General features: G+C 63.9%; 25 protein-coding genes and 1 pseudogene. 13 read left to right on the plus strand and 13 right to left on the minus strand.

Annotation, left to right across the window (positions count from 1 at the left end; all coding sequences use genetic code 11):
- Positions 1–71: 71 nt before the first annotated feature.
- Positions 72–1415, plus strand: coding sequence for a glycosyltransferase (locus MFF58_RS21330; RefSeq protein WP_238291008.1), 1344 nt, complete (start codon positions 72–74; stop codon positions 1413–1415).
- A gap of 78 nt (positions 1416–1493) precedes the next feature.
- Here the strand turns inward: MFF58_RS21330 and MFF58_RS21335 are convergent.
- A pseudogene (locus tag MFF58_RS21335) lies at positions 1494–2000 on the minus strand (ABC transporter permease); the annotation flags it as partial.
- A gap of 256 nt (positions 2001–2256) precedes the next feature.
- On the opposite strand from MFF58_RS21335, the gene MFF58_RS21340 reads away from it, so the two are divergent.
- The gene (locus MFF58_RS21340) at positions 2257–2667 is read left to right on the plus strand and encodes a hypothetical protein (protein WP_238290965.1); all 411 of its coding nucleotides are present in this window, start codon (positions 2257–2259) and stop codon (positions 2665–2667) included.
- Here the strand turns inward: MFF58_RS21340 and MFF58_RS32615 are convergent.
- Positions 2570–2905: a DUF6894 family protein gene (locus MFF58_RS32615; protein ID WP_373323370.1), complete on the minus strand. Its 336-nt coding sequence runs from the start codon at positions 2903–2905 to the stop codon at positions 2570–2572. The two genes, MFF58_RS21340 and MFF58_RS32615, sit on opposite strands and share 98 nt — an antisense overlap.
- Positions 2906–3205: 300 nt before the next feature.
- Between MFF58_RS32615 and MFF58_RS21345 the strand changes: the two genes are divergently transcribed.
- The 6 genes from MFF58_RS21345 to MFF58_RS21370 all read left to right on the plus strand — a co-directional run bounded on the left by MFF58_RS21345 (position 3206) and on the right by MFF58_RS21370 (position 7330).
- On the plus strand, positions 3206–3958 hold the full coding sequence (locus tag MFF58_RS21345) for a sigma-70 family RNA polymerase sigma factor (protein ID WP_238290966.1): 753 nt from the start codon (positions 3206–3208) through the stop codon (positions 3956–3958).
- Complete coding sequence (locus MFF58_RS21350; protein ID WP_238290967.1) at positions 3955–4149, plus strand: DUF2934 domain-containing protein; 195 nt, start codon at positions 3955–3957, stop codon at positions 4147–4149. The genes MFF58_RS21345 and MFF58_RS21350 overlap by 4 nt, the downstream gene beginning before the upstream one ends.
- A 187-nt stretch (positions 4150–4336) precedes the next feature.
- Positions 4337–5128: an EAL domain-containing protein gene (locus MFF58_RS21355; RefSeq protein WP_238290969.1), complete on the plus strand. Its 792-nt coding sequence runs from the start codon at positions 4337–4339 to the stop codon at positions 5126–5128.
- Positions 5129–5312: 184 nt separating this feature from the next.
- Complete coding sequence (locus MFF58_RS21360; protein ID WP_238290971.1) at positions 5313–5807, plus strand: YciE/YciF ferroxidase family protein; 495 nt, start codon at positions 5313–5315, stop codon at positions 5805–5807.
- Between the two features lie 262 nt (positions 5808–6069).
- Complete coding sequence (locus tag MFF58_RS21365; protein WP_238290972.1) at positions 6070–6468, plus strand: hypothetical protein; 399 nt, start codon at positions 6070–6072, stop codon at positions 6466–6468.
- A gap of 196 nt (positions 6469–6664) precedes the next feature.
- Positions 6665–7330, plus strand: coding sequence for a DUF4142 domain-containing protein (locus MFF58_RS21370; protein WP_238291009.1), 666 nt, complete (start codon positions 6665–6667; stop codon positions 7328–7330).
- 444 nt (positions 7331–7774) lie between these two features.
- Here MFF58_RS21370 and MFF58_RS21375 read toward each other — a convergent pair whose 3' ends face one another.
- Together MFF58_RS21375 and MFF58_RS21380 are read right to left on the minus strand one after the other, a co-directional pair.
- A complete protein-coding gene (locus MFF58_RS21375) occupies positions 7775–8038 on the minus strand; it encodes a hypothetical protein (RefSeq protein WP_238290973.1) in 264 nt (87 codons plus the stop codon).
- 204 nt (positions 8039–8242) lie between these two features.
- Complete coding sequence (locus MFF58_RS21380; protein ID WP_238290974.1) at positions 8243–8503, minus strand: hypothetical protein; 261 nt, start codon at positions 8501–8503, stop codon at positions 8243–8245.
- Positions 8504–8701: 198 nt separating this feature from the next.
- On the opposite strand from MFF58_RS21380, the gene MFF58_RS21385 reads away from it, so the two are divergent.
- Both MFF58_RS21385 and MFF58_RS21390 read left to right on the plus strand, forming a co-directional pair.
- Positions 8702–8929, plus strand: a complete 228-nt coding sequence (locus tag MFF58_RS21385; RefSeq protein ID WP_238290975.1) for a hypothetical protein — start codon at positions 8702–8704, stop codon at positions 8927–8929.
- A gap of 284 nt (positions 8930–9213) precedes the next feature.
- Positions 9214–9393, plus strand: coding sequence for a DUF2934 domain-containing protein (locus tag MFF58_RS21390; protein WP_238290976.1), 180 nt, complete (start codon positions 9214–9216; stop codon positions 9391–9393).
- A 99-nt stretch (positions 9394–9492) separates the two neighbouring features.
- Here MFF58_RS21390 and MFF58_RS21395 read toward each other — a convergent pair whose 3' ends face one another.
- The 4 genes from MFF58_RS21395 to MFF58_RS21410 all read right to left on the minus strand — a co-directional run bounded on the left by MFF58_RS21395 (position 9493) and on the right by MFF58_RS21410 (position 12660).
- Complete coding sequence (locus tag MFF58_RS21395; RefSeq protein ID WP_238290977.1) at positions 9493–9918, minus strand: hypothetical protein; 426 nt, start codon at positions 9916–9918, stop codon at positions 9493–9495.
- A gap of 1005 nt (positions 9919–10923) precedes the next feature.
- Positions 10924–11151, minus strand: a complete 228-nt coding sequence (locus tag MFF58_RS21400) for a hypothetical protein (RefSeq protein WP_238290978.1) — start codon at positions 11149–11151, stop codon at positions 10924–10926.
- Positions 11152–11448: 297 nt separating this feature from the next.
- Positions 11449–11700: a hypothetical protein gene (locus MFF58_RS21405; protein ID WP_238290979.1), complete on the minus strand. Its 252-nt coding sequence runs from the start codon at positions 11698–11700 to the stop codon at positions 11449–11451.
- Between the two features lie 279 nt (positions 11701–11979).
- The gene (locus MFF58_RS21410) at positions 11980–12660 is read right to left on the minus strand and encodes a hypothetical protein (protein ID WP_238290981.1); all 681 of its coding nucleotides are present in this window, start codon (positions 12658–12660) and stop codon (positions 11980–11982) included.
- Positions 12661–13040: 380 nt separating this feature from the next.
- Between MFF58_RS21410 and MFF58_RS21415 the strand changes: the two genes are divergently transcribed.
- The gene (locus MFF58_RS21415; RefSeq protein WP_238290982.1) at positions 13041–13508 is read left to right on the plus strand and encodes a DUF3597 domain-containing protein; all 468 of its coding nucleotides are present in this window, start codon (positions 13041–13043) and stop codon (positions 13506–13508) included.
- Between the two features lie 911 nt (positions 13509–14419).
- Here the strand turns inward: MFF58_RS21415 and MFF58_RS21420 are convergent.
- Positions 14420–15106, minus strand: a complete 687-nt coding sequence (locus MFF58_RS21420; RefSeq protein WP_238290983.1) for a LuxR C-terminal-related transcriptional regulator — start codon at positions 15104–15106, stop codon at positions 14420–14422.
- Between the two features lie 467 nt (positions 15107–15573).
- Here MFF58_RS21420 and MFF58_RS21425 point away from each other — a divergent pair, with 467 nt between their 5' ends.
- Positions 15574–16746 carry a YihY/virulence factor BrkB family protein gene (locus tag MFF58_RS21425; protein WP_238290984.1) on the plus strand — a complete coding sequence of 391 codons (1173 nt, stop codon included), beginning with the start codon at positions 15574–15576 and terminating at the stop codon, positions 16744–16746.
- Positions 16747–16964: 218 nt separating this feature from the next.
- Here MFF58_RS21425 and MFF58_RS21430 read toward each other — a convergent pair whose 3' ends face one another.
- The 3 genes from MFF58_RS21430 to MFF58_RS21440 form a co-directional block, all read right to left on the minus strand.
- The gene (locus MFF58_RS21430; protein ID WP_238290985.1) at positions 16965–17909 is read right to left on the minus strand and encodes a BLUF domain-containing protein; all 945 of its coding nucleotides are present in this window, start codon (positions 17907–17909) and stop codon (positions 16965–16967) included.
- A gap of 28 nt (positions 17910–17937) precedes the next feature.
- Positions 17938–19671 (minus strand): putative bifunctional diguanylate cyclase/phosphodiesterase, encoded by a 1734-nt coding sequence (locus MFF58_RS21435; RefSeq protein ID WP_373323371.1) that lies wholly within the window; start codon positions 19669–19671, stop codon positions 17938–17940.
- Positions 19672–19882: 211 nt separating this feature from the next.
- Positions 19883–20335: a BLUF domain-containing protein gene (locus MFF58_RS21440; RefSeq protein ID WP_238290987.1), complete on the minus strand. Its 453-nt coding sequence runs from the start codon at positions 20333–20335 to the stop codon at positions 19883–19885.
- A 225-nt stretch (positions 20336–20560) separates the two neighbouring features.
- Here MFF58_RS21440 and MFF58_RS21445 point away from each other — a divergent pair, with 225 nt between their 5' ends.
- A complete protein-coding gene (locus tag MFF58_RS21445) occupies positions 20561–21034 on the plus strand; it encodes a PAS domain-containing protein (RefSeq protein WP_238291010.1) in 474 nt (157 codons plus the stop codon).
- Between the two features lie 436 nt (positions 21035–21470).
- On the opposite strand, the gene MFF58_RS21450 is transcribed toward MFF58_RS21445, so the two are convergent.
- Complete coding sequence (locus MFF58_RS21450) at positions 21471–22955, minus strand: methyl-accepting chemotaxis protein (protein ID WP_238291011.1); 1485 nt, start codon at positions 22953–22955, stop codon at positions 21471–21473.
- Positions 22956–22985 lie beyond the last annotated feature (30 nt).

Raw genomic sequence — 22985 nt, forward strand, 5'->3', positions numbered from 1 at the left:
GTGTCCAGGACCGTCGCAGCCGAGGAGACCGGCGCGCTGGAAGACGATACGATCCCTCAGTCTTGAGCGATGTGCCGGACGAGTTCGCGAAGAGCTCGCAGCACAGCCTGCAGCGAGGTAGTACGGTGCGGATCGCCCTGACGAGCTTCGGGACCCGCGGCGACGTACAGCCCTTCCTGGTCCTCGCGTTAGCGCTGCAGGCTCGCGGGCACGATGTGATCCTGGCGGCTCCCCCCAACGTTGTGGAGTGGGCCGCTCGATGCGGAGTTCGCACGGAGCGCATCGGCTTCGACACCCAGGCCTATATGGATTCTTCCGAAGGACAAGCCTTGTTTGCCTCCGGCAACGTCCGGGCGATCATGAAACGTATGCAGGCTCTGATGCACGAGCATCAGGATCTGCTGATGGCGGACCAGATGCGCATCTGCGACGGTGCAGATGTCATCGTGGCAGGTGTCCTCACAGAGGATCACTCGGCAGTGATGGCCGAGGCGCAGGGTAGCCCCCTGATCGCGCTGCACCTCGCCCCGCTCAAGCCTACAGGCGACTTCGCCCACAGTCTCGTCACCACGCGAGACCTGCACTCGCGCCTACTTCATCGCCTGACCTACACTGTAGTGGAGCACATGTGGTGGGCTGCCCATCGCGACAGCATCGCGCTTCTACGCCGCCGCATGGGGCTTACCCCTACACGCCAGCCGACCCAGAAGCGCCTCGCCGCGGCGGGGTTGTGCACCCTTCAAGCCTTCTCGCCACAGCTCGTCCCTCGACCATCGGATTGGGACCCGATGCAGCGTGTCATTGGCGCTTTTCAAATTCCGAAGTCTGCACGGGCGAGCCTCGGGGAGGCAGCCTCGCCGCCCCACCTCACCGCATGGCTTGAGGCTGGTCCAGCACCAGTCTACGTCGGTCTCGGCAGCATGCCAGTAGGTGACCCTGTAAAGATGCTGAACCTCCTCAGCGAGGTGGCTCGCCGCTGCGGTCGTCGTTTGGTCGTGAGCGCCGGTTGGTCGCGTATGGCAGCACCCCAGGAACCGTCGCCAGAGATCCGCCTCGTCGGCGCGGTCGACCATGATTGGCTCCTGCCCCGTTGCTCAGCCGCCATCCACCACGGCGGCGCCGGAACAACCCATGCTGTCGTCAGAGCAGGGTTACCGTCCGTGGTTGCATCTGTCTTTGCCGATCAGCCGTTCTGGGGAACACGACTGATGCGGCTGGGACTCGGCTGCCACGTGCCATTCAAACGACTAACCAGCGACAGCTTGAAACGCGGGCTGTGCTATGTCTCGGAAGCTGATGCGGTTGCGCGAGCGGCGGCGTTCGCGGCGCGGATGCGATCCGACCCCGATCCTGTTTCAGCAGCTGTGCAACTCATCGAAGAGAGCCGCTTGATCACCGTCCACTATCCTTCCTGAGCGTCGCGCAGAAGTTTTCGTGAACGTGGGGCGTGGCTGGCTGCCCTGCTCAGCCACCCCCGATCCGCTCAAGACGATCTAACCCCGTCGCCATGTCGCGTTCTGGTCGAGCCTTAAGAGCAGGGTGACCGGGACGAGACCGATCATTACGATGAGCACCGCCGCGGCGGCGTCATCCTCGTAGGTGCCGCGCGCCGCCTCGCCGTAGAGATGCGTGCTTAACGTCTCGACGTTGAGGGGCCGCAGGAGCAGCGTCACCGGCAGTTCCTTGGCGATGTCCACGAAGGCGAGCAGCCCGCCGCTCAGCACCGCGGGCCACGCCAGCGGGAGCTGCACGGTCGCGAGCGTGGCGAGCCGCCCGCGCCCCAGCACCCGCGCGGCGTCGGGGAGAGTGCGCGGGATGCGAGCGAATCCGGCTTCGCTGGCGCCTACGGTCACGGTCAGGAAGCGCAGAGCGTAGGCGATGACGAGGGCGCTCCCCGTGCCGAGCCCGACCAGAGCGGTCGTGATGCCCGCTTCGAACAACCCGGAGTCGATCAGCGCTAGAGGGCCCAGGAGCCCGACCGCCAGCACGGTACCGGGCACATCGGCTTGAGCCTAGCCACACCATGTCGGCCATGGACATCTACAGTCTGCATCCCCGAATGCTGCATCGAGACCAGCGTCGTGACCGGCAAGCGCCTAATGCCGCCGCTCAGCAGTCGAAGACGACGCTGTGGCATTAGGCTCATGGATGATGAGAGGCTGCGGACAAGGGACGGTTGACCTCGGCCTATGCGGCTTTCAAGCATCCGCGCGAGTTACAGCGCAAATAAGCCTATCGCCGGCTGAACCTCTGATCTTGCCTGCACGTTTCCTCCATAAAATGCTGGAGGAGGCGCCGATGCTGAGTGGCTGTTGGCTCTACGAGACCCCTCAGGGGGTATTCCGCATTGAATGGACCCGGATCGGCACGCGAAGCTGCTTTGCCGTTATCTTCGAGCAGGATCTTCTCGGCTGCTACGACACGGCAACCGCCGCTTTAACAGCTCTGGTCCAGGGTGAGACGCCGAAGCCTCGGTGTGGGTTGAATATCCAGCGTTTGAATTTGCCGCAGTCCGTGGTGAGCTGGACCTTCTGTCCAGCCGCCGACGACTCCAACAGGTCACCTTCACTCAGACAAGCGTTCGCGCTCCAGGCTGCCGCGATGATGCGCGAGAGCGATGCTTCCGCACCGCCGAAGCAGGCTCTTCATCCGGGAGCAAGTCCGTGAAGGGCACGGTAAAGAGCAGCTTATGATCAGCGTCCGCTACGGCGAAGCGGTAGCTCCTGAGCTGCGGATTGCGTTCACAATCGCCTGACGAGGTGAAGCCAGCCCCATGGCGCGCGAGTGACAGCGCGGCGCTGTCATCGGAGCACTCGAGGCCCTGATGGTCCCAGCAGACCACCCCTCTCGGTGATTGAACGTCGAAGAAGTAGTGCGGCACGGTTTTCCTCCGCGCCCCCTCCATCGCTGGGCTTCGCCGATGTCAGTTTTCTTTGAGTGAATGTTGCACCGATTGATGGGTCTGTCACGTGTGCGAAGCAGGCTCAGGGTCGAGCTGGCGCGACGGCGCACGGCCATAGCCGGCGATGCGGCGTGACCGACGAAGAGCTACTGAGGGCGAGCGGTCGACCTCGACCGGGCAGACCGAACGAGAATTCGCGCGGTTGGTCGCACCGGCCGAGCTATGCCCTGAGTCTATGTGACCGGCCGGCGTACCGAACGAACGGACCTGACTGATGCTGCGCAGTTCGAGGTGGCTTCCACGATGAGCAAGGATGCGGAGAAGCTTCCGGAACACGCTGACGCGGTGCCGAGCCAATCCAGATCAGGTCTCACCGACGAGATCCAGAGACATCTTGGGAGCCTGCTAGCGACCGCCTACGCGCAGGACGATGCTGCGCGGGAGGCCACGAGCCGCTTCACCGATGTGCTGGCCAAGCTCGATGCGGCCCTCGGAGAGGCGGTCAGCCATGACGATGCCGCGTTCAAGAAGCTCCTCGTCGCCGTAGCCCCGGCTCTACGTCGGTTCGCGATCTCGCTCGCCCGCGATCCGACGGCAGCCGACGACCTCATGCAGGACACCCTTATGCGGGCGTGGCACGCCCGAGCACGCTTCGAGCTGGGCACGAACTTCGAGGCCTGGACCTTCACGATCCTGCGCAACGCTTTCTACAGCGGCCACCGCAGGTCGCGCGAGGTGCAGGATGATGATGGCAGCCACACCGCCCAGCTAGCCACCCCGCCTGAACAAGATGGTCGCCTCGACCTCCAGGACGTGCGCGCCGCGCTCGACCGGCTCGTGCCGACGATGCGGGAGGCCCTGATCCTCGTGGCGATAGAGAACCTAACCTACGAGGAAGCCGCTGCGGTCATGAACTGTCAGATTGGCACCGTGAAGAGCCGCGTCTGGCGAGCCCGCGATCAGCTTGCGCGGATGCTCGGCTATACCGGCGCCGATGTCGGGAGTGACGGGGTGATGCTCTCAGCGCTCAGCGGATCGGGCGGGACCGGCGAATGAGCCCGGATCCCTCTGCAGATGAGCAGGCCAAACGCCTGCTATCGATCGAGGAGATCCGGGAACGCGCCTACGACCTCTGGGACCGGAACCACCGGCCCGACGGCTACGAGCTGGAGTTCTGGCTCATGGCGGAGCGCGAGCTGACGGCGGAGCGCAGGGCACGGTCGGAGCAGGCTCGGTTAGAGCTTTGACGAAACGAAGCGCTCCAGGTAAAATTTAATTTAGGTTATACTTTGGTGGCGCAGATTTCAGCAGCATAGCGGCTTATAAAATCTGCGAATTTCCGTTTGATAGTCTGCATTAGGCTGAGTTTAGCTGATAATTAACAGAATAACGCGCTTAGTTGGCTGGATTGAAATAGCGCGCCAGAGCGAACCTATGAAAGCCGGATGCCAAGGTTGCCGAGACGGTGAACCCCTGCCGTTCACCTTCACAATGGCGTTTCACCCCATCGTGGATGTGAGCCGAGGTACGGTCTGGGGCTACGAAGCTCTGGTCAGGGGCACGGAAGGCCAGGGTGCCGGACAGATCCTTGGCATGGTCGATGAAAGCAACCGCTACAAGTTCGACCAAGCTTGCCGCGTGAAGGCCATCGAGCTTGCCGGCCAGCTTTTCCAGGATGCCGAGACCCGGCTGTCGATCAACTTCATGCCCAACGCCGTTTACGAGCCGGCCGCCTGCATCCGCGCGACGCTCGATGCTGCCCGCCGCGTTGGTTTCGAACATCGGCAGATCATGTTCGAGTTCACCGAGAACGAGCGCATGACTGATGCGGCCCACGTCCAGCGGATCATCGCGGAGTACCGCAAGCAGGGCTTCGCGACCGCCTTGGACGACTTCGGAGCGGGCTATGCCGGTCTGAACCTGCTGGCGAGCTTCCAGCCTGATTTCATCAAGCTGGACATGGAGCTGATCCGAGGCATCGCTACTTCCCCGGCACGGCAGACCATCGTCACCGGCGTGATCATGATGGCGCGGCAGCTGGGCGTGGCGGTGATTGCCGAGGGCGTCGAGACGGAAGCGGAGCTTACAGCCCTGCGTGCGGCTGGGATCCAGCTGTTCCAAGGCTACCTGTTCGCCAAGCCCGCAGTAGCCAGCCTGCCGGCCGTCAGCTTTCCCGCATCCTATGTCTGGCCGGCCGATGCGACTGCTCAATCCGATGCTGCCTGACCATCGCTGGTAAAGCTGAAGCATTCTCGACTGGTAGGCTTCGAGATGCTGTTCTGGTTGACACCCCAACGCAAACGACAGCCCAGATTGGCGAGCGCTGATCGGTCAGGGCAGTAGCAGGGGGACAGGAACGTGTGCATCACGCTCGGGTTTGCGGGTCACGACCGCAACTTGGGAGAGAACGATGTCGGCACCTGGCAGCCTCAAGGAAGTCTACCTCGACGAGATGCAGGACCTCTGGTCGGCCAATGACCAGATGGTCAAGGCGGTACAGCAGCTCAGCGGGCAGGTCAGCGACCCGAAGCTGAAGCAGTTTATTGAGCGCTCCGTAGGAGGCATCCAGAAGCACACGGACGTGCTGAAGAGCCTGATCCAGGCCAACGGCGGGGAGGCTAAGCCCGAGCACTGCAAGGGCATAGAGGGTCTTGTAGCCGAGGCCCTGAAGCACGGGATCAAGGAAGCCCCGAGCGACGGCAAGCTGCGCGACGTTGAGATCGTCGCCCAGTACCAGCGCATGTCGCATTATGGGCTGGCTGGCTTCGGCACGGCCGCCGCCTACGCCAAGACGCTGGGCCGCAGCGAGGACGCGTCCAAGCTGAAGCAGGCGGTGGACGAGATCTACAAGGGCGACGAGATCGCGAGCCAGATCGCCGAGGCGGTCGAGAGAGCCGCAGCTTGACGGGGCTGACTGCCGAACTCTGTTTGGTTTAACGGAACACGGCCACCTCCGTGTCGTTTGCTGAACGACCTGCATCGGGTGTGTAGTCCGCCTTGACCCGATCGGGACATGCCCGGCTAAGGATCATCTCCCCTTGGCCGGGTTTTATTTATCCGCTCAGCAACACATCGATACGATTCTGCGACGCCTTGTACTTCCCATTTTGGGATCCGCCTCGCAGCAAGCTGTGTTCTTGGGTCATCTTGGATAGGAGATGATCCTGATGAAACGTCTTGCTCTTGCCTCGACAGCGGTCCTAGCCACGCTCGCCTTCGTACCGACCAACGCTGACGCACGCGGCTTCGGTGGTGGCTTCCACGGCGGCGGCTTTGGCGGCGGGTTCCGCGGCGTTGGCTTCCGAGGTGGCTACGGTGGCTTCCGCGGCGGGTACGGCCGCTTCGGCTACGGCCGTGGATACGGCTACGGTGGCCTTGGTCTGGGCCTCGGCTTGGCCACGGGCGCTGCCCTGGGCTACGGCCTCGCCGGCGGCTACGGCTACCCCTACGGCTATGGGTATGGCTACGGCGGCCCATACTATGGCGGCTACGCCCCGGTTGGCTATTATGGCGGTCCGTATGGTTACTATCGGCGGCCCTACGGCTACTATGGATACGGGTACTAAGGTCGATAGATAATTACCTCGGCCGCGCGCAGTGCTTCTGTGCGCGGCACAACTACCAACATCGTCAATACGTGGCGGTTTGTCCCAGCCGCTGCACGCCGGGATACCTGAGCACGGTCGTCCGGTTCGCGGGAGTGGCACCACAGCGACGTTTGGCGCCGCGGTGTCATCTCTCCTGACCCGGAGCCATCCCATGCTGCACCGTCGCGAAGTCCTCACCACCATGCTGGGCGCCACCGCCGCCCTTGCCATCACACGTACCGCTATTGCCCAGGTCACCCCGGCCGGCGCGATCCCGTCGAGCGTCTACCTTCAGATGGCCACCACTGGCGGCATGTTCCTGGAGAACACCGCGCGCGACGCGCACGAGAAAACCCGGAACCCCGCGGTCAAGAAGTTCTCACGGGCTGAGGTGATCGAGCAGGTGAACCTCTCCCGCAAGCTCGGCGCCTACACGGGTGGTGCTCCGATGGCGGCTGCACCGGCCGGACCCGGTGGTCTGATCGGCGGCCTCGTTGCTGCGCCAGCTGCCGTCGCGGGGGCCGCGGTCGGCACGGCTGCGGGTGTGGCCGGCGGCGTGCTCGGGATCGCACTGCCGCCCAGCGGCATGACCACGGATGCGCAGAAGGCGCAGATCCTGTCGCAGCTGAGCGCGATGCCGCCGGGCCCGCAGTACGACGCCACCTTCGTGGCGAACTCCCTGCAGGGCCACCAGGAGGCGCTCGCCATCCACGGCTCCTACGCCCAGTCCGGCGAGGATCCTGGCCTGCGCCGTATCGCCCGCGGTGCGCTGCCGCTGATCAACCTGCACATCTCGCAGCTGTCGCAGATACAGGGGAGAATGGGCGGTCAGCAGGGCTGATCTCGCACCAAGCCAATCGCTAGAGCCCGGCCCATCCAAGCAGTCCGGAACTCCGCAGGTCATGCATCGTGCTGTGCAGAAGCGCGTTGCATGGCCTGCTCCGGTGACAGCTGCGGAACCTGCTACCCCGCGGCGCCTTGGCCTCTCACAACGACACGAAAGGCCAGCATGGGTCAGGACGTAGACGCAGCGCGCGAAGCCTTCGGAACGGTGCCGCCGGACCGGCCGATCGGTGAGGTAAAGAAGCCCGATCCTGCAGCCGGCGGCAGCGGCCCGCACTCCCCAGGCAGCCCAGAACCCGATGCTGGCCAGGGTCCAGAGAGCGGTGGCTACGACAACCGACCGGACCTGCCTAGGCCTGATAATGCCAAGGGTGGCCACGGCGCTGGATAATCACTCGCCACCTTCGAGAAGGAGGGCGAGCGGTGGGTGATGATGTGCGCCTCAATCCTTGAAGATCCGGACCTCGCCACCCGAGAGCGCCTCGCGCTGGTCGGTGCACCACCGCTGCTCACCGAACTCCTTCACTTCAGTGTAGCGCCGCGCCAGTTCGTCCTTGAAGGCGGCGTTCGCCTGTTCCTGACCGAGCACCTTGGTGGCCACGTCGCGCGCGGTCTGTGAAATCCGAAGCGCGGTCGTACCGTCGATCGCGTAGTGCTTGCCGCAGAACGTGATGATAGCCGACTGCGCGCTCGATGCCCGAAGCAAGGCTAGGGCCTGCTCCTCCTGGGTCTGTGCGCCAGCGGGTGCGGCGTGCGCTTTGACGGCAAAGGCGACAGCAACGAGGGCTCGGTAGGGCGCGGCGGGTCTTTCGAAGTCATTACAGTTACCGCACGTTAACGAGCGACGGCAAGATCTAAGAAAAGCACACCGAAGGTGGGATGAGAACAGCTCTATCTCCAGAATTCCGGATCAGGTCGGCGTGTAGTCTGCTCCCATGTCGGGATCGATACCGGAACCGTCGAGCTTCTGTAGTGCGTGCTGAAGTGCTGCTCGGGCGAATGCGATATCGACCGGGTCGGTCGGTACCACCATCACGGCATCTACCTCTGGCGGAACGATGGGGATCGCGACGAGCGTAGAGCCGTCCCGATCGGTTATCGTGACGACGATGGTTTGCTCGGTGCCGCGGCCTGGAGCGCGACCCTTCGGGAAGGTGACGATGGTACCCATCCCATGAGCGTAATCGGGCAACTCGGCCCACGCCATCACAAGACGGTAGCTCGTGTGAACTGCCGGTTTGGGAGTTCATCGCGAGGGACGGTGATGGAATGAGCCATGCCGTGGCGTCATAGGGGTGGATGGTATGGCGAACCAGGAAACACCGGCCCAGCACGAAACGATTTCGGCGGCGCGTTCGTTGAGGGCGCCATGACGAGCATTGCAATCCTGATCGACACGCCTCAGGGTGCACGGCTCCTCGCGGCGTCCTCGGCGCGCGAGGCTGCGCTAAAGGCTGAGTCTGTCATCGCGACCGTTGGACGGACATCTTTGCCGGTGCCGGTCTCGGTCGAGTGCGCCAATCCCGACACAGCCGATCGCCTGATGAACTACCTGGCTGATGTGCAGATGGAACGCCTGTTGGCCGAGGCCGCCTGAGCCTGCTCGGGACACGCGTCAAACCCGGTCGGGTCTGTTAAAGAACCGGTCTCGCCCACAGGCGCATCCGAGGTGTTCGCGATGCCAGACGATGCGACAATGGGCGAGCGCGCGGTGACAGGTACGGGATGAGCCAGTTCCTCAACCCATATCCATGACGCCTTGGCCGGGTGGCCGCGCGAGGGTCGGCGCAGCGGGGAACAGGAACCGCAGGCGCCGGCTCATGGCCGTTGCGGCTTCAGCCCAGTCCTGGCTGGCATGTGCCGAAGAGACAGGCGAGCCCTATGGAACCTGACGACCAGATCCCAGATGAGGAGATCCGCGCACGGGCCCACGACATCTGGGACCGGCATCATCGGCCTGAAGGTTATGATCTGCAATTCTGGCTCATGGCCAAGCGTGAACTGGAAGCGGAGCGGAAATCAAAGTTGGAGCAAGAGGCAGAAGGTCCTGCTACGACCTAGAACGGGCCTGTTTATCTCAAGCGCCACACCCCTTCTCGGGACTGCTCGAGCGTTTTCGGTTTGCGCTGAGGCGATGGGGTGGAGTTCACGGTGACGTGTTCAAGTATAGGGGCCGCCGAATAGGTCCCCGAGCGCCTTGCGCCGGAACAGCGTGCGCCAGCGCCGCCGCTGATGCTCCGGCCGGTCGTGGATCATGTGGCACCTCTGGCAGAAGGCCGCGAGGTTGGCGTCCGCGTTGTTCGAGGTGTCATGGTTGCGATGGGCTGCAGCTAACACCACGCGCGTTCGACGGACGCGGCTTAGGATCTCCGTCCCCGGCGCGATCCGTATCCGCCTGCCCCAGCCGTCACGCCAGCGATTGGCATCCGCGTCCCACCATCGCCCATCGCCGAGATGGTAGACCATCTGCCCGTGCGGCCGTCCGCAGCCCTCGCAGCATCCTCTAGCCCGGCCGAACCGGATCACGGCTGAGAGCTGCGCCCAGTCGATGGGGTAGAAGAAGCGGTGCTCGGGCCGGATCGGCATGGGGCCGAACTGTGCCACCGGGCGTGAAGAAAGCGTAGCCGTAGGGCGCCGGTCAGGCTCGAACAGAGCCACTCACATGTGGCCGACGCACAGCCCCGATCCTGAGCCTGCCTTTGCCTGCCTGACTCGGCCGCTCGTGCTGGCCTACCAACCGGCAAGCTTCGCAAATGAGAGGGCGCATGGTGGGAGTTGCGGCGAAGAAGGTGGTGCGGCTCGTGCGGCTGTGGCCGGGTCGAGTTCGGCCGGTGCCAGGGACACCGCACATCGCCCACCTCGACACACGCACCGGCCCGCTACCGGTTCGCCCGTTGACCGCCGCTGAGTTGATCGCGATGGCCCGCGCAGCACGCCGACCTGCAGCAGTGATGCCGCCAGAGCAGGTCTAGCGCGATGCGGTGATCGGGACGTGCGTGCCCATCACCGCATCGCCGCTGGATGTGCTGATGCGCACGTCGCGATGCCCAGATCAAGCGTATTACCTTCATCAGGCCGTCATCGCCCCCTCAGGCGGCCCGATCCAGCGGCGCAGCGACCTTCCGGGTTGCTGCGCCGTTGTCGTGACGGGCCACTCGCAGAGCTGACAGAGTGCGCTGCCTCCCGAGACGAAGCGCGTTCCATTCTGAAAGGCCATCCGCGATGATGGTGGGCCGGAGCCAAATACGCATGGTTCGGCCCTATGTCGTTCGGTCCAAAAGGGCCGGAGCGGCTGGCTACCGTTTGGCACACATATCGGATTGTAGAGACGAGATCTTACGCCGCAGCGGCACTATTGCATCCTCTGGGATTGATGGCGTCGGCTCCATCCTATGCTACATCTCTGTCTCTTCCCGTCAGCGCCAGCGGTGTTCGCGACACCGCACGGCAGGCGGCGGGCAAGCACGTGACGACAGGCGCTCTCTGGGCCAGTTCCCCGCAGCTCGACCGTGATGCCTAGGCCGGGCAGTCGCGTGAGGGTTGGCGCAGCGCGGCGGAACTGGAGACCGCGGAGCGCCGGCTCATGGCCAGTTATTGCAGGCGGCGCGATCCGGTGTTGGCGCGGATCCAGCCGGGCGCCAGGATGTCACCGCTTTCAGTGATGATCCAGGGCTTTGCATCCTCCGTGTCGATCGCCACGGCTGCGGCGGCTAGAGCTGCCCGCAAGGTCGAGAAGCTGCGAGCATCGGCGACATGGGCCGGCGTATGACCGGGCCACACGGTGAGTTCGGCGGGCTTTTCCAAATCGGATACGGTCATGGCTCTGGTCGCGCGCGTAACGGACGGGGTGTGGCTCAGGCGAGCTTCGGCCCGGGTCGGGGAACACGCACCTCCACCATCTGCCCGGTAAGCGGATTGAGGATCAGCATGACTGCGTGTCTCCGGTCGGTGTGCCGGTAGAACGTCGCCACATCGCGGTGGGATCGAGGCGATCCGAGCAATTGTGCTGAGTTGGTGAACCGTTCGTTTACTCTGGCGCGGCGCCGGTGAGGAGGTGGATCGTGTCGCTCTGATCGTAAGGCCCGCCGAACGGTCCACCGAGCGCGTTGTACCAGATCACAAGGGTCTTTCGTTCAGCCGTTCCCTATGACGGTCGAGATCATCCAACAGGCGCGGCATAGAGGCTGAGGTGGACCTCAGTTCGATGGTCTTTGCCCTGAGCACCTCCAGCGCCTCCGCCTGAGCGGTAAGTCCCTGGGCCGAACTCAAATAGGCCCAGATCGCCCCGTCGGCCTCTCCGATAGCGATAGGCGGATCAGCCTCAAGGAGGGCAGAGAAGATCTGCAGGGTTTCGTCGAGGGTAGCCATATCTTGCAAACCATCCTTGCCGTGATTGGATGTAGGAGGACTGCCAGAAGAGCCGGATTGTGAGCATCAAAGTCGTGACGGTCAGGCCGCACTCAGCTCGAATGCAGCAATGCTCTACAGAGAGGCGCTCAGTCGCACTTATCCGAGAAGTGGCCCCACCCGGCTATCCTGGAGGAACGTTGAGGTGGGGCCACACCGGGGGCTTGCACCCTCGGCGCGGTAAGCATGGCATCCTCGGACCGGTGGCGAACTCACCTGTGTGAGCCCGCCGGGCAATCACTACCCCTTCTGCGGGAGCAGGTCGCGTGCTTGCTTGACCGCGTCTCGGCAGCTCTGGTCACCCTTGGCGTTCAGATCGACTGCTCGTTGCACGGCCGCCTTGGCCTGTGAGACCTTGTCCTCGGACGACAGGCCCGGCGAAGCTTTAGCGTCCCCGCCCTGTGCGGCCGCGGCAGCCGCTGTTGGCCTGTTTTCCGACTGACGCCGGACGTCGTCCGGTGAGGTCGCGATGCGGCCCGAGGCCACGGCGTCGGCTTGGCCAGTCCCATTCGCTGCGCCGACCGGCCCGGATACGCCGCCAACCGTGCCAGGTGTGCCGCCGCTCTCGCGTGAGGCTCCGCCTTTCTGCGCACGATCGGTGTCGGGTGTGCCGACAGGCTTGGCAGTGTTGCCGGTCGTGTCGGCCGCCTGCTGGCCTGACGTTTCCTGCAGTCCCTTACGCTGGCCGTAATCGGGCTCGGACGTGGGCGCGCCCATGCCGACCTGTGTGTCTATATCTCGCCTCAGCTTGGCGATATCGTCCGTGCACGGGCCACCCTCCTGAGCCAGCGCAACAGCCGGGATGAGCGTGAGCGCGGATAGGGCCGCTACCCCGCAGAATAGGTTGAGCCGGCGCATAGAGGTTCCCTCCAGATTGTTGTGATGGCTTTCGCTCAACCACAGCTGAGGGGAACTGTTCATCGATTGAGATCGCCGGCCTCAATCCGTGCTGCGCAGTAAGGATGGAGACGGTGTTCACGACCGCCACGTCCGATCCGCTTCCTCAGCCGCCACAGCCTCGAATGCGGCGATGACGTTCTCCAGTTCGGCCACCTAACGGATGGTGCTCCCGGCCGGTACGCCTTCGTGCTCGGCCATCGCCAGGATGAGCGAGCGCTGGTGCGCCTTGGGACGTTCGAGGAGGGTTTTGAGCTTTTCGAACATGGGTAGGCTGTAGACGCTCAGGTTGAACCTCAACAAGCCAAGTGTGCGGCTCTCGTACCACCGACGCGGAACGCTGCACTGTACGGTTCGGTTACTGCGGCTTCCGGGCCGAGCCCGCGAATGATGAGGACGACGCTATGAGCCTGTTTGGATCGATCATCTCAAAGATCTTTGGCGGTGGCGGCGCGAGCGCGCAGGCCTCCGCGCCTCACACGCCCGAGACCCCAACCGTCTCAGCTTCCGCAACCGGATCAGGTGGGGCTGGTAGTGGCTCCAGCGATGCAGCCGCGCCTTCGATGGCTGGTGCGCCTTCACCCACCAGTGCGCCCACAGGCTCGGCAGCGAACGTCGACGTCGGTCAGGTCTTGAGCGACATGGCTGCCAAGAAGGGCGAGAACCTGAACTACAAGCAGTCGATCGTGGACCTTCTGAAGCTGCTCGACCTCGACAGCAGCCTCACCGCTCGCAAGCAGCTCGCCGACGAGCTGCACTACACCGGCGACAAGGAGGACTCGGCCACGATGAACGTCTGGCTGCACAAGCAGGTAGTGCAGAAGCTCGCTGACAACGGCGGCAAGGTCCCTGCTGATATGCAGCACGCATGAGGCACTAGGCGTCGGGCGTCTCCTCAGAGGCGCCCGATGTCTCGATACTTATCCCGGCACTCGCCATCGTGAGCGCATGCCCGCGCAGCACGGCCAGACCTACGATCCGCAGGAGGAGCTGGCGCCCCGGGGAGGGTGGTTTCAGATGGAAGGCGCCATTCCATGAGCACTTGGACGGTTCGTGCCGGGTTTGTGCTATAGCTTGGAGCACCGGCATTGCATCGCTTTGTTAAGCCGGCGCCAGCATCCTTGTGACGACGGTCGGTCGTTTTCATCCCAGAAGCTTTTAACATCATGCGTAACCGCTCGCCGCGGTCGTTCACCGTCGTGACAAAGTCCGGCGGCCGCCAACGTCCCATCATTCCTCAACGTGCCGTTGCACCAGTGGCTCTGCGGCCTGCCGTGTCTTGGCCTCCGCCGGCCGAGCTAAAGGCGCCTGCCGCTGAGCCCCGCCGGATCCTGCCCAGCCTGATTGTGCCCGAGCCCGCGCAGGTCGAGGCGGAGCGCATGCAGGTCTCGGAGGAGCCAAGGCCGCGGCGCGGACGACCGCCCAAAGTCAAGCCAGTCGCCGTCGATATGGCCGAGGAGCCGATCGCAGAGCCAGTGGTCGAGTTTGCAGTCGCTGCACCCGAAACAACACCTGCACCCCGACCCGCACCAGCGCTGCAGGCGCCAGTGGCGCGCACCCTGAAACCGCCGGCTGCCCTTGCGCCCGGTGAGCGGTGGAAGCGGCGCCTTGGACGGTGGGCTCGATAGAGCAGCCCATCTAAACACTCATCCCGCCGCTCGCCCTCTTGAGCCCATGCCCGTCCAGCACGGCCAGACCTACGATCCGCAGGAGAGTCGACGCCTCGATCGGTCGGGTCAGCCGGGAAAGTGCCGGTCCCTGAGCGGACAACCTCCACCCTCAATCAGGGTTGAGGGCGGCTGTCGCCTTCCTGCCTGTATCGGTAGTCACCACCCCGACGTAGGGGCTCGCTCTCTACGACGGGTGCCAAGCCGAGCTGCCGCGAGAGGGAGACCAAGTCCTTCAGGCGCCCGGTCCGGGTCTTCCGACGCAGATTGAGCCGATGGGTCTCGACGGTACGCACGCTGAGTGCCAGCCGCCGGGCGACCTCCTTGTTGCTGAAGCCCGCGCTGAGGAAGCGCAGCACCTCGGCCTCGCGCGGCGTGAGCCCCAGGTTGTCGACTTCCTCGCTCGCAACGGCCGCGGTCTGCTCCGGCCGCGCCAGACAATCGACACCCGCCGCGACGGCCAACAGCGCGGCCCCGAGTTCCCGAGGCGACTTCGAGCGCCCCATGAACGCATCGGCACCCACGGCTAGGAGGGCGCGGAGATCGTCGGCGGTCATCGCGCCGAAGACCACCAACGTGCGTAGGTTCGGCTGACGCTCCTTCAGGTCGACGATACGGGCGATCCCGTCCGCGGGGCGGATCTCGTCGAGGAAGATCAGGGCTACCGTGGTGCCAACACCGGCTCCAGCCAAGTCCGCTTCGCTGATCGTGTGGAACTCCGGCATGTGCTCCAGGGTGGCGCGAACAGTCGCGTGCAAGTCCTGCGGTTCGTCCAGGATCAAGACGCTCACAGCCGTGTTCATCGCTTCGCACCTTTCATTCCCAGCTTGATACAAATCAGCCGGGATCCGGTGCGTACTTTCAATATCCATTCCGCACGCATTGAATAAATATTAACTTTAAGTTAGGTCATTTTCATGTCCTGCGCTCGAATACAGGAAGCTAGTGTGTCGAAATCGGACGTATCGCGTAACCTTAATTATTTTGATCGTGCCAATATGGGCAACCAGCCGGTCGCAGCTTGTAGTGATTAGATCGGCGTAATTCCTCATTGCGCGCTGATGAGATCTCCACCCGCCGCGCCGCTGGCCATCTTGAGTGTATGCTCGCGCAGCACGGCCGACCTACGATGCATAGGACGGCTGGAGGAGCACGCATCAGCGTCCTGTTCTTATCAATTTCGTTCTGAAAACTCTGCTGCAACGTTCGAAGCAGCTGCGCCGTTAGCGTGCGTGATGCAATGGCGCAGCTTTGCGTCCGGGAGTTTCCAATGCCATCCTCCCAATCCGATCGCACGCCGCCAGACGACGCCGAGAAGGGGCCTTCCCTCGCTTGGACCTTGGCTCTGACCACTGCGCTTTTCGGCATCCTAGCGCTGCCACGGCGTACACAACGCTCGGCATCTACAGCCAAGAAGGCACCGGATGACGAAGCCGGAGCGGCACGCCAGACATCGCCATCTCACAGTGGCAGCGAGGCTCACCAAGTAGCTCGCACTCAGGCCGATCGTGGACGCCAAGCCACACGTCCGACCCAGATCCCGGCCAAAGGTTGGAAGGACATCGCGCTGCGCACCTACCGGGACGTGGGTGAGAACCGGATCATGCTGGTGTCGGCTGGCGTGACCTTCTTCGCACTGCTGGCGATCTTCCCCGCGATCGCCGCCCTGGTATCCGTCTACGGGCTCGTAGCCGACGCCTCGACCATCAACGACCAGCTCGCCAGCTTGCAGGGCATCCTGCCTCAGGGGGCGCTGGAGATCGTCGGCGATCAGGTCAAGAACCTTGACGAGAAAGGCAACGCTACCCTGGGGCTGAGCCTGATTGTGAGCATCGCCCTGTCGGTTTGGAGCGCCAACGGCGGGATGAAACACATCTTCGACGCACTCAACCTCGTCTACAACGAGCGCGAGAAGCGCAACTTCGTCGTGCTCAACCTCGTGTCGCTCGCCTTCACTGCGGGCGCGCTGCTGTTCCTGATCCTGGCGCTTGTCGCGGTCGTGGTGCTGCCGGTGGTGTTCGAGTTCGTCGGCATCGGCAAGGACGCCTGGTGGTTAGCCCTGCTGCGCTGGCCCGTGCTTCTGCTCGCCGTGCTCGGCGGCTTAGCGGTGCTGTACCGCTACGGCCCGAGCCGGGACGCGCCGCGTTGGCACTGGGTCACCGGGGGGAGCGCCGTGGCGGCGGTGCTCTGGCTCGGCGGCTCGCTGCTGTTCTCGTGGTACGTCGCCAACTTCGGCAGCTACAACAAGACCTACGGCTCGCTCGGCGCGGCGATCGGGTTCATGACTTGGATCTGGATCTCGACGACGATTGTGCTGCTGGGTGCGCAGCTGAACGCCGAGACCGAGCATCAGACCGCCGAGGACACCACGGTCGGTACGCCGCAGCCTTTGGGGACGCGGGGGGCAAAGATGGCCGATAATGTCGGAGCTGCCGCGGAATGAGCGGCTACCGCCTGACAGCGGCGCTACGGGGCATCCCAATAAGCAGGGCCCTATCAGGAAGCAACAATAGGTAGTGCCTCCGACTATGTAGGATAAATGACCGGTTTACCGGTGCCGGGGTTCGTTCTCCTGAGGTCCGCTGACGGTCTTTGGTCTCTCTGCGAGTGCGTCGAGCCCGTACTTCCGTGACAAAGCCTATCGGTTCCATGCTTGTTATATCAGGCCGCCACTTTGCTACCGGCGGTTGAACGATTAGGCTCTTTGAGCTGCGTGTTCAACGCAGGCGACGGCCGGGCATTCTGTTGGATCTCACTGGCTTCCTGAGACAACGCCGTCGCGAGAAGCCGCGCACGCTCCGCCCACAGGTTTCGCTCTTCCCGCATCGCATCGAGCTGATCCTGGCTGCTAGCCAATGCGACCTGTAGGTCATCGACCTCACCGCGTAGCTCGGTTGTGCGCTGCCGCTCACTCGTCAGCGCCGCCTTGAGAATGGCAACAGCTGCCTCGCTCGGGGCCTTCGATGGACGGCTCATACCTTCACCGCGAAGAGACGCCGCTTCTGGGATCTCCTTCGGTGCCCTCGGCTGAACCTCCACCGCAGGAGCGGCCCGTACCGCTGCGAGATCCGGTCGGATGTGCGCAAGTTCCGTGCGAACCTGTTCGACATCGAGCACGGAAAGGACGGGATCCTCGACGGGCATGGCAGGCGGAAGGCCGACGTCGGCGGTCTGTACACCCTCCTCCTCCAGCACCAGCCCGTGCAGCATCGCAAAGACGCTGTCGCCGCTCAGGCGCGACAGGTCGAAGCCGCTCGCCGCGGCAAGACTGCTGAAGCGAGCCTGCCCCTTCGTTGACTGGCCGACAAATGCCATCGACCAGTTCGCAAAGCCGCGGCTCTCGGCCGGCCCACATTGCAGCACCGTCACGTCCCCGTGCCGAGGGTCGCGCTGAATGCGCTCGAAGGTGTCCTCAACGCCCCGGCGCGGCCCCTCCAACACCTGCGCGAAGGCACCGTCGTTGAACATCAGCGCTCCCGTGACACCGACCTTGGCATTGTTGCGCTGAGACGCATCCAGGATCTGCTGGATCGCCGCTGCAGTCTCTGGCTCGGCTCCCTGCAGCAGGTTCTTGCTGGCGTAGACGAGGCGGTACAGGTCACTCATGGGGCTGTTCCGGGAACGAGAGCGAAGATCACGCCTGGGGCGGGTGGCTTGCGAAGAATGTCGGCAGATCCTCAGCGGGAACCGGCTTGCTGATGAGGTAGCCCTGCACGTCGGTGCAGCCTTCGGCCCGGATGCGCTGCATCTGCTCGGCCGTCTCGACCCCTTCCGCGATGGTGGTCATGCCCAGGCTCTTGCCGAGACCCGCGATGGCGCGGATGATCGCATCGCCGTCGGGCTTGCCCGAGAGGTCCTTCACGAAGGAGCGGTCGATCTTGATCTTGTCGAACGGGAACGAGCGTAGGTAGCTCAGCGACGAGTAGCCAGTACCGAAATCATCCATCGAGACGCGCACGCCGAGTTCCCGCAGCCGGTGCAGGGTCTGCAGGGTCTTTGCACTCTCCTGCAACAGCACGCCCTCGGTGATCTCGACCTCAAAGCGCGTGGCCGGCAACCCCGAGCTGGCAAGCGCCGAGATGATCGTCTCGACGAGCCGGTCGCTCTTGAACTGCGCGGGCGAGACGTTCACCGCCACCGACATCGGCGCGGGCCAAGTGACAGCATCGCGGCAGGCCTGGCGGATGACCCACTCGCCGATCGGCACAATCAGGCCGATCTCCTCAGCCAGCGGGATGAAGTCGAGCGGCGACACCATCCCGCGGTCGGGATGGCGCCAGCGGATCAGCGCCTCGCATCCGATGATCCGATCGCTCTCGAGCTGCAGCTGCGGCTGGTAGTGCAGCTGGAACTCACGCCGCGCCAGCGCTTGGCGCATGTCGAGTTCGAGCCGCCGCCGCGCCTGCATGCGGTCGTCCATCTCCAACTGGAAGAAGCGATAGGTAGCCCGCCCGTCGAGCTTGGCCCGGTAGAGGGCGAGATCGGCGTTCTTCAGGAGCTTGTCGGCCTCAACTCCGTCGCCGGGTGCGAGGGCCGCCCCGACGCTGGCACCGATCGTGAGGAGATGTCCATCGACCATGTAGGTCCGACCGATCAGATCGACGACCCGCCGGGCCAAGGCTTGGGTATCGGCTGCCTCTCGAACTCCGGTCTGCAGGATGACGAACTCGTCGCCGCCGATCCGGGCGACCGTGTCGGTCGGGCGGACCGTCGAGCGCAGGCGATCCGCGACTTTCTCCAGCAGGGCATCGCCAATCGGGTGACCGAGCGTGTCGTTGACCGGCTTGAACCGGTCGAGGTCGATCAGGAGGACGGCAAAAGCTTCGCCGGTCCGCTCCAGGCGCGTGACGGCCTCGGTCAGACGCTCCCGCAGCATGAGGCGGTTGGGCAGGCCGGTGAGCGGATCGAGGCGCGCCATCTCGTCGGCGCGGGCCTCAGTGGCCTTGCGCGTGCTCACGTCTTCGAGTGTGACGGCCCAACCTTTACCGGGGACGTGTGCGAGCTCGACTTCGACGGTATGGTCCGGGAGCGCGACCTCAAAGACGATGGGTGCTCCCTGCTCCCGTGCCGTGCGCAACTGCCGGAAGATCTCGCGCCGAGAGAGTTGGTCACCACGCAGGACACGCAGCAAGTGCCGCGCCGATGTCGCGCTCTCAAACGCGGCGCCAACTCGGTCGAACAGGCTCCGCGCTGACGCCGTGCAGACGATCACCCGACCGGTGTGATCGAGGAGCAGGAACCCATGGCGCACGCAGTCCAGGTAACGAAGGAGGCTGCTAGGCTGCAGGATCGAGGGCACTGCCGCCACAGACCACCGCGGAGCAGCAGGTTCCAGCGGGCGAAACGCGTGTAGGTCCGCGGGCATCATTGTACGCGCCTCACAAACGCAGCGCCCACGCCGCCTAATCGGCACGGGCACTATAGAAGATTAGACAGGGGCACCTGCTGAAATTCAGTTTGAACTTCGACGACAAAGGACGTGAACGATGCCCCCATCACGCGACGTGAAAACAACCCTGTCGCTTAAATGACCAGCGCACACACTAACGGGACACCAGTCATTCCGAGTGGAGTGTGACTCAGCTTGCGATCCGCTGACCCTGCCGACGGTCCATCTCGAAGGCCTGGAGATCTAGGGCCAAGTTGATGATCTGATCCGACTTCAGGCGAGCAGGCTCGAGTGGGCCGCCAAAGCCGTGCTGTAGATAGACCTCCTGCACCTCCGGCGTGCGCATCGCGCCGCCCATCGTCCAGTTCGGGAACAGACGGGCCGGCACATCGCGCACGTTGATGACGACGGTTCCTGAATGGCGGGTGTCGCGCGCGATGCGGTTGTAGGTCTCCGTCACCTGAGCGCGCTCGCCCTCCAGGATCTGCACAAACCACGTCTTGTCGAAGATCAGGAACCCCGTGATGCCATCGCGGCTGTTGTTGCGCTGGGACACCGACAGGATCTCACGCATGTTCGTCAGCATGGCACGGCCGTCGCCCGGCACGGTGTTGCGGCTGTAGTAGACGAGTTGGTGGATCATGAGTGTCCGCCCTGTTTGTGGATGGCTGCTGTGACTGTGATCGATAATTGCACAGGCTTTGCCGCGAGGGCGGCCAAGCGCGGTTTGTTACCGCGCAATCTTGAATGAGTAGCCACTAAGGGCGTGTTAATTTCATCAAGAATGCCGCATATTTTTGACGAGCCAAGGGGAGAATCAGTTAAGATATTCTGATTTATGCTCGGCCGGAGGAGGGATACGGCCGTGATGATCGTGGAGTTAATCAAACTATTTGCAGAGCCGCTTGATCTGGCGGTCGTCGTGACGGACTGTGACCTGGAACGGCCCGGCCCGACGATCCTGTATGCCAATCCTGCGTTCACCCGGATGAGCGGGTACGAGACCGCTGAGATCCTGGGCGGTTCGCCCCGCCTCCTTCAGGGCGTCGGAACGAACCCGGAAACCACCCGATCAATCGGCCGCAGCTTGCGCGCGAAGGCGCGCTTTCACGGCGTCCTGCAGAACTACCGAAAGTCGGGTGAGGCATACCTGTGCGAACTGGATGTACGTCCGATCCGCGGCTTGAATGGCGACCTACAGGCGTTCGTGGCGTTCGAGCGCGAGGTCGTGCGTCGCCGCGGTCGACCTACACAGAACGGAGCGGGGCGTTATCGAGCCATCGTAGCCTGCGATCAGTCTTCAAATGGGGTCCATCCGCCTCCGTTTGGATCGGTCTCCTAGCCGCTCATCAGCCTGTACCCCACACTCTGAAGCACCAGTAGCTTTACCACACCCGAATAAGACCTTCATCCTATCTATCGTTATGTCGGCAAACCGATCGTTTTCCCGACGATCGCTCGGCACGCATGTTGGGCCGCCAAAATGGCTGCAAGCCCGTCGGAAAACCGCGTCGGCTATTCAAACGTCGGCAAAACGTGGCTTTCCGACGCTAGGGGCGAGTATGCTGTCATGTCCGGTTTCCTGCATCGCGCAACCGAAAGCAGACCAGCGGCTTTCGGCCAGCATCTGCCGCAACGCTGGGCCCGCGGGAGCGTCTCAGATGGGTGGTTTTGCGACTGTCCGCTTCTGAGCAGCTGATGCTTCGAAGCGGACAGGACCCTGATCTTAGCTTAAGACGTGTTGCCGGTGGTCTTGGTTTGACATTCTGGGCGCGTGTTCAGCCAACAGCGCGCGCCGCCTCACGAACCTGCCGCGTCGCCGCATCGACCTGCTCGCTCGCCCGGGCGATGGCCTCCATGCCGCCGGCGATCGTCGATACCCCGTGCGCGGCCGTGTGCATGCTGCCCGACATCTCGCGCGTGACGGCAGACTGCTCCTCGACCGCCGCCGCGATCGCGGCCGAGACCTCGTCCAGCGCCTGGATCGTGCCCTGGATCGAGCCGATCGCGCCCACAGCCTCGCGCGTAGCCGCCTGCGTCGCGCTGATCTGCCCGCGGATCTGATCCGTCGCCTTCGAGGTCTGCTCGGCCAGGGCCTTCACTTCGGCGGCGACCACCGCAAAGCCGCGCCCGGCTTCACCGGCCCGCGCCGCTTCAATGGTAGCGTTCAACGCCAGCAGGTTGGTCTGGCCGGCGATGCTCTGGATCATCGTCACGACGTCGCCGATCTGTGCAGCCTGCCCGCTCAGGCCCTCGACGATGCTGCCGGTATGGCGCGCCTGCTCGACCGCCTCGCCAGCCATGCACGCGGCGTGGCTGACCTGCTGGCTGATCTCGCCGACCGAGGCGGAGAGCTCCTCCGCCCCTGAGGCCACCGCCTGGATGTCGTTCGAGACCTGCCCCACGGTCGCGACGGCCTCAGCCGTTTGCCGCGTGACGTCCTCGACCGCCGTGCCGATGGCGTTGAGATCCACGCCGATGGCCCGCTGCGCCTCGGCGCGGCGCTGCCGCTCCTGGACCTGCGCAGTGATGTCGACGGCGAACTTCACCACCTTGAGCACCGTGCCGTCGGTGTCGATGATCGGGTTGTAGGTCGCCTGTAACCAAGCCTCACGCCCGCCTTTGGCGATCCGCTTGAACTCACCCGCAACGAATTTGCCCTGACCGAGCCGAGCCCAGAATTCGCGGTAGACGGCACTCGACTTCTCAGCGGCGTCCACGAACAGGCTGTGATGGTGGCCCTGTATCTCGTCCAGTCGGTAGCCGACCGCGTCGAGGAAGTTCTGGTTGGCACTCAAGACCGTACCATCGGGCGCGAAGGCGATCACCGCCTGAGAACGGTGGAGCGCGGCGATCTGGCCTTCCAGGTCGACCATGTGCAGCTTCTGCTGCGTGATGTCAGTGGCGAACTTGACAACCTTCACCACGCGGCCGGCGCGGTCGAGCACGGGGTTGTAGCTCGCCTGGATCCAGACAGCGCGGCCGCCCTTGGCGAGGCGCTTGAACTCGGCAGATTGAAAGGTGCCCCGCCGCAGCGCGTCCCAGAAGGCGCGATACTCCGAGCTTTCGCGATAAGCCGGCTTCACGAACATCGCGTGGGGCCGGCCCTGGACCTCGGGCAGGGTGTAGCCCATGGCAGTCAGGAAGTTGGCGTTGGCGGTGAGGATGGTGCCGTCGGGCTGGAACTCGATGACGGCTTGCGAGCGGTCGAGCGCGTCGAGCTTGGCAGCCTGATCCATAGCGCTGCGCATCGTAAGAAACATGCTCCCCTCCTTCCGCAACTTCAGCCATTG

The organism is Methylobacterium longum (assembly GCF_022179385.1).
In the GTDB taxonomy this organism is placed as follows: Bacteria; Pseudomonadota; Alphaproteobacteria; order Rhizobiales; family Beijerinckiaceae; genus Methylobacterium; species Methylobacterium longum.

Coding starts and splice junctions, on each gene's coding strand:
- MFF58_RS32615 (WP_373323370.1), bottom strand. CDS start 2,905: ATGGAGGGGGCGCGGAGGAAAACCGTGCCGCACTACTTCTTCGACGTT.
- MFF58_RS21345 (WP_238290966.1), top strand. CDS start 3,206: ATGAGCAAGGATGCGGAGAAGCTTCCGGAACACGCTGACGCGGTGCCG.
- MFF58_RS21350 (WP_238290967.1), top strand. CDS start 3,955: ATGAGCCCGGATCCCTCTGCAGATGAGCAGGCCAAACGCCTGCTATCG.
- MFF58_RS21355 (WP_238290969.1), top strand. CDS start 4,337: ATGAAAGCCGGATGCCAAGGTTGCCGAGACGGTGAACCCCTGCCGTTC.
- MFF58_RS21360 (WP_238290971.1), top strand. CDS start 5,313: ATGTCGGCACCTGGCAGCCTCAAGGAAGTCTACCTCGACGAGATGCAG.
- MFF58_RS21365 (WP_238290972.1), top strand. CDS start 6,070: ATGAAACGTCTTGCTCTTGCCTCGACAGCGGTCCTAGCCACGCTCGCC.
- MFF58_RS21380 (WP_238290974.1), bottom strand. CDS start 8,503: ATGGGTACCATCGTCACCTTCCCGAAGGGTCGCGCTCCAGGCCGCGGC.
- MFF58_RS21385 (WP_238290975.1), top strand. CDS start 8,702: ATGACGAGCATTGCAATCCTGATCGACACGCCTCAGGGTGCACGGCTC.
- MFF58_RS21390 (WP_238290976.1), top strand. CDS start 9,214: ATGGAACCTGACGACCAGATCCCAGATGAGGAGATCCGCGCACGGGCC.
- MFF58_RS21395 (WP_238290977.1), bottom strand. CDS start 9,918: ATGCCGATCCGGCCCGAGCACCGCTTCTTCTACCCCATCGACTGGGCG.
- MFF58_RS21400 (WP_238290978.1), bottom strand. CDS start 11,151: ATGACCGTATCCGATTTGGAAAAGCCCGCCGAACTCACCGTGTGGCCC.
- MFF58_RS21405 (WP_238290979.1), bottom strand. CDS start 11,700: ATGGCTACCCTCGACGAAACCCTGCAGATCTTCTCTGCCCTCCTTGAG.
- MFF58_RS21410 (WP_238290981.1), bottom strand. CDS start 12,660: ATGAACAGTTCCCCTCAGCTGTGGTTGAGCGAAAGCCATCACAACAAT.
- MFF58_RS21415 (WP_238290982.1), top strand. CDS start 13,041: ATGAGCCTGTTTGGATCGATCATCTCAAAGATCTTTGGCGGTGGCGGC.
- MFF58_RS21420 (WP_238290983.1), bottom strand. CDS start 15,106: ATGAACACGGCTGTGAGCGTCTTGATCCTGGACGAACCGCAGGACTTG.
- MFF58_RS21425 (WP_238290984.1), top strand. CDS start 15,574: ATGCCATCCTCCCAATCCGATCGCACGCCGCCAGACGACGCCGAGAAG.
- MFF58_RS21430 (WP_238290985.1), bottom strand. CDS start 17,909: ATGAGTGACCTGTACCGCCTCGTCTACGCCAGCAAGAACCTGCTGCAG.
- MFF58_RS21435 (WP_373323371.1), bottom strand. CDS start 19,671: ATGATGCCCGCGGACCTACACGCGTTTCGCCCGCTGGAACCTGCTGCT.
- MFF58_RS21440 (WP_238290987.1), bottom strand. CDS start 20,335: ATGATCCACCAACTCGTCTACTACAGCCGCAACACCGTGCCGGGCGAC.
- MFF58_RS21445 (WP_238291010.1), top strand. CDS start 20,561: ATGATCGTGGAGTTAATCAAACTATTTGCAGAGCCGCTTGATCTGGCG.
- MFF58_RS21450 (WP_238291011.1), bottom strand. CDS start 22,955: ATGTTTCTTACGATGCGCAGCGCTATGGATCAGGCTGCCAAGCTCGAC.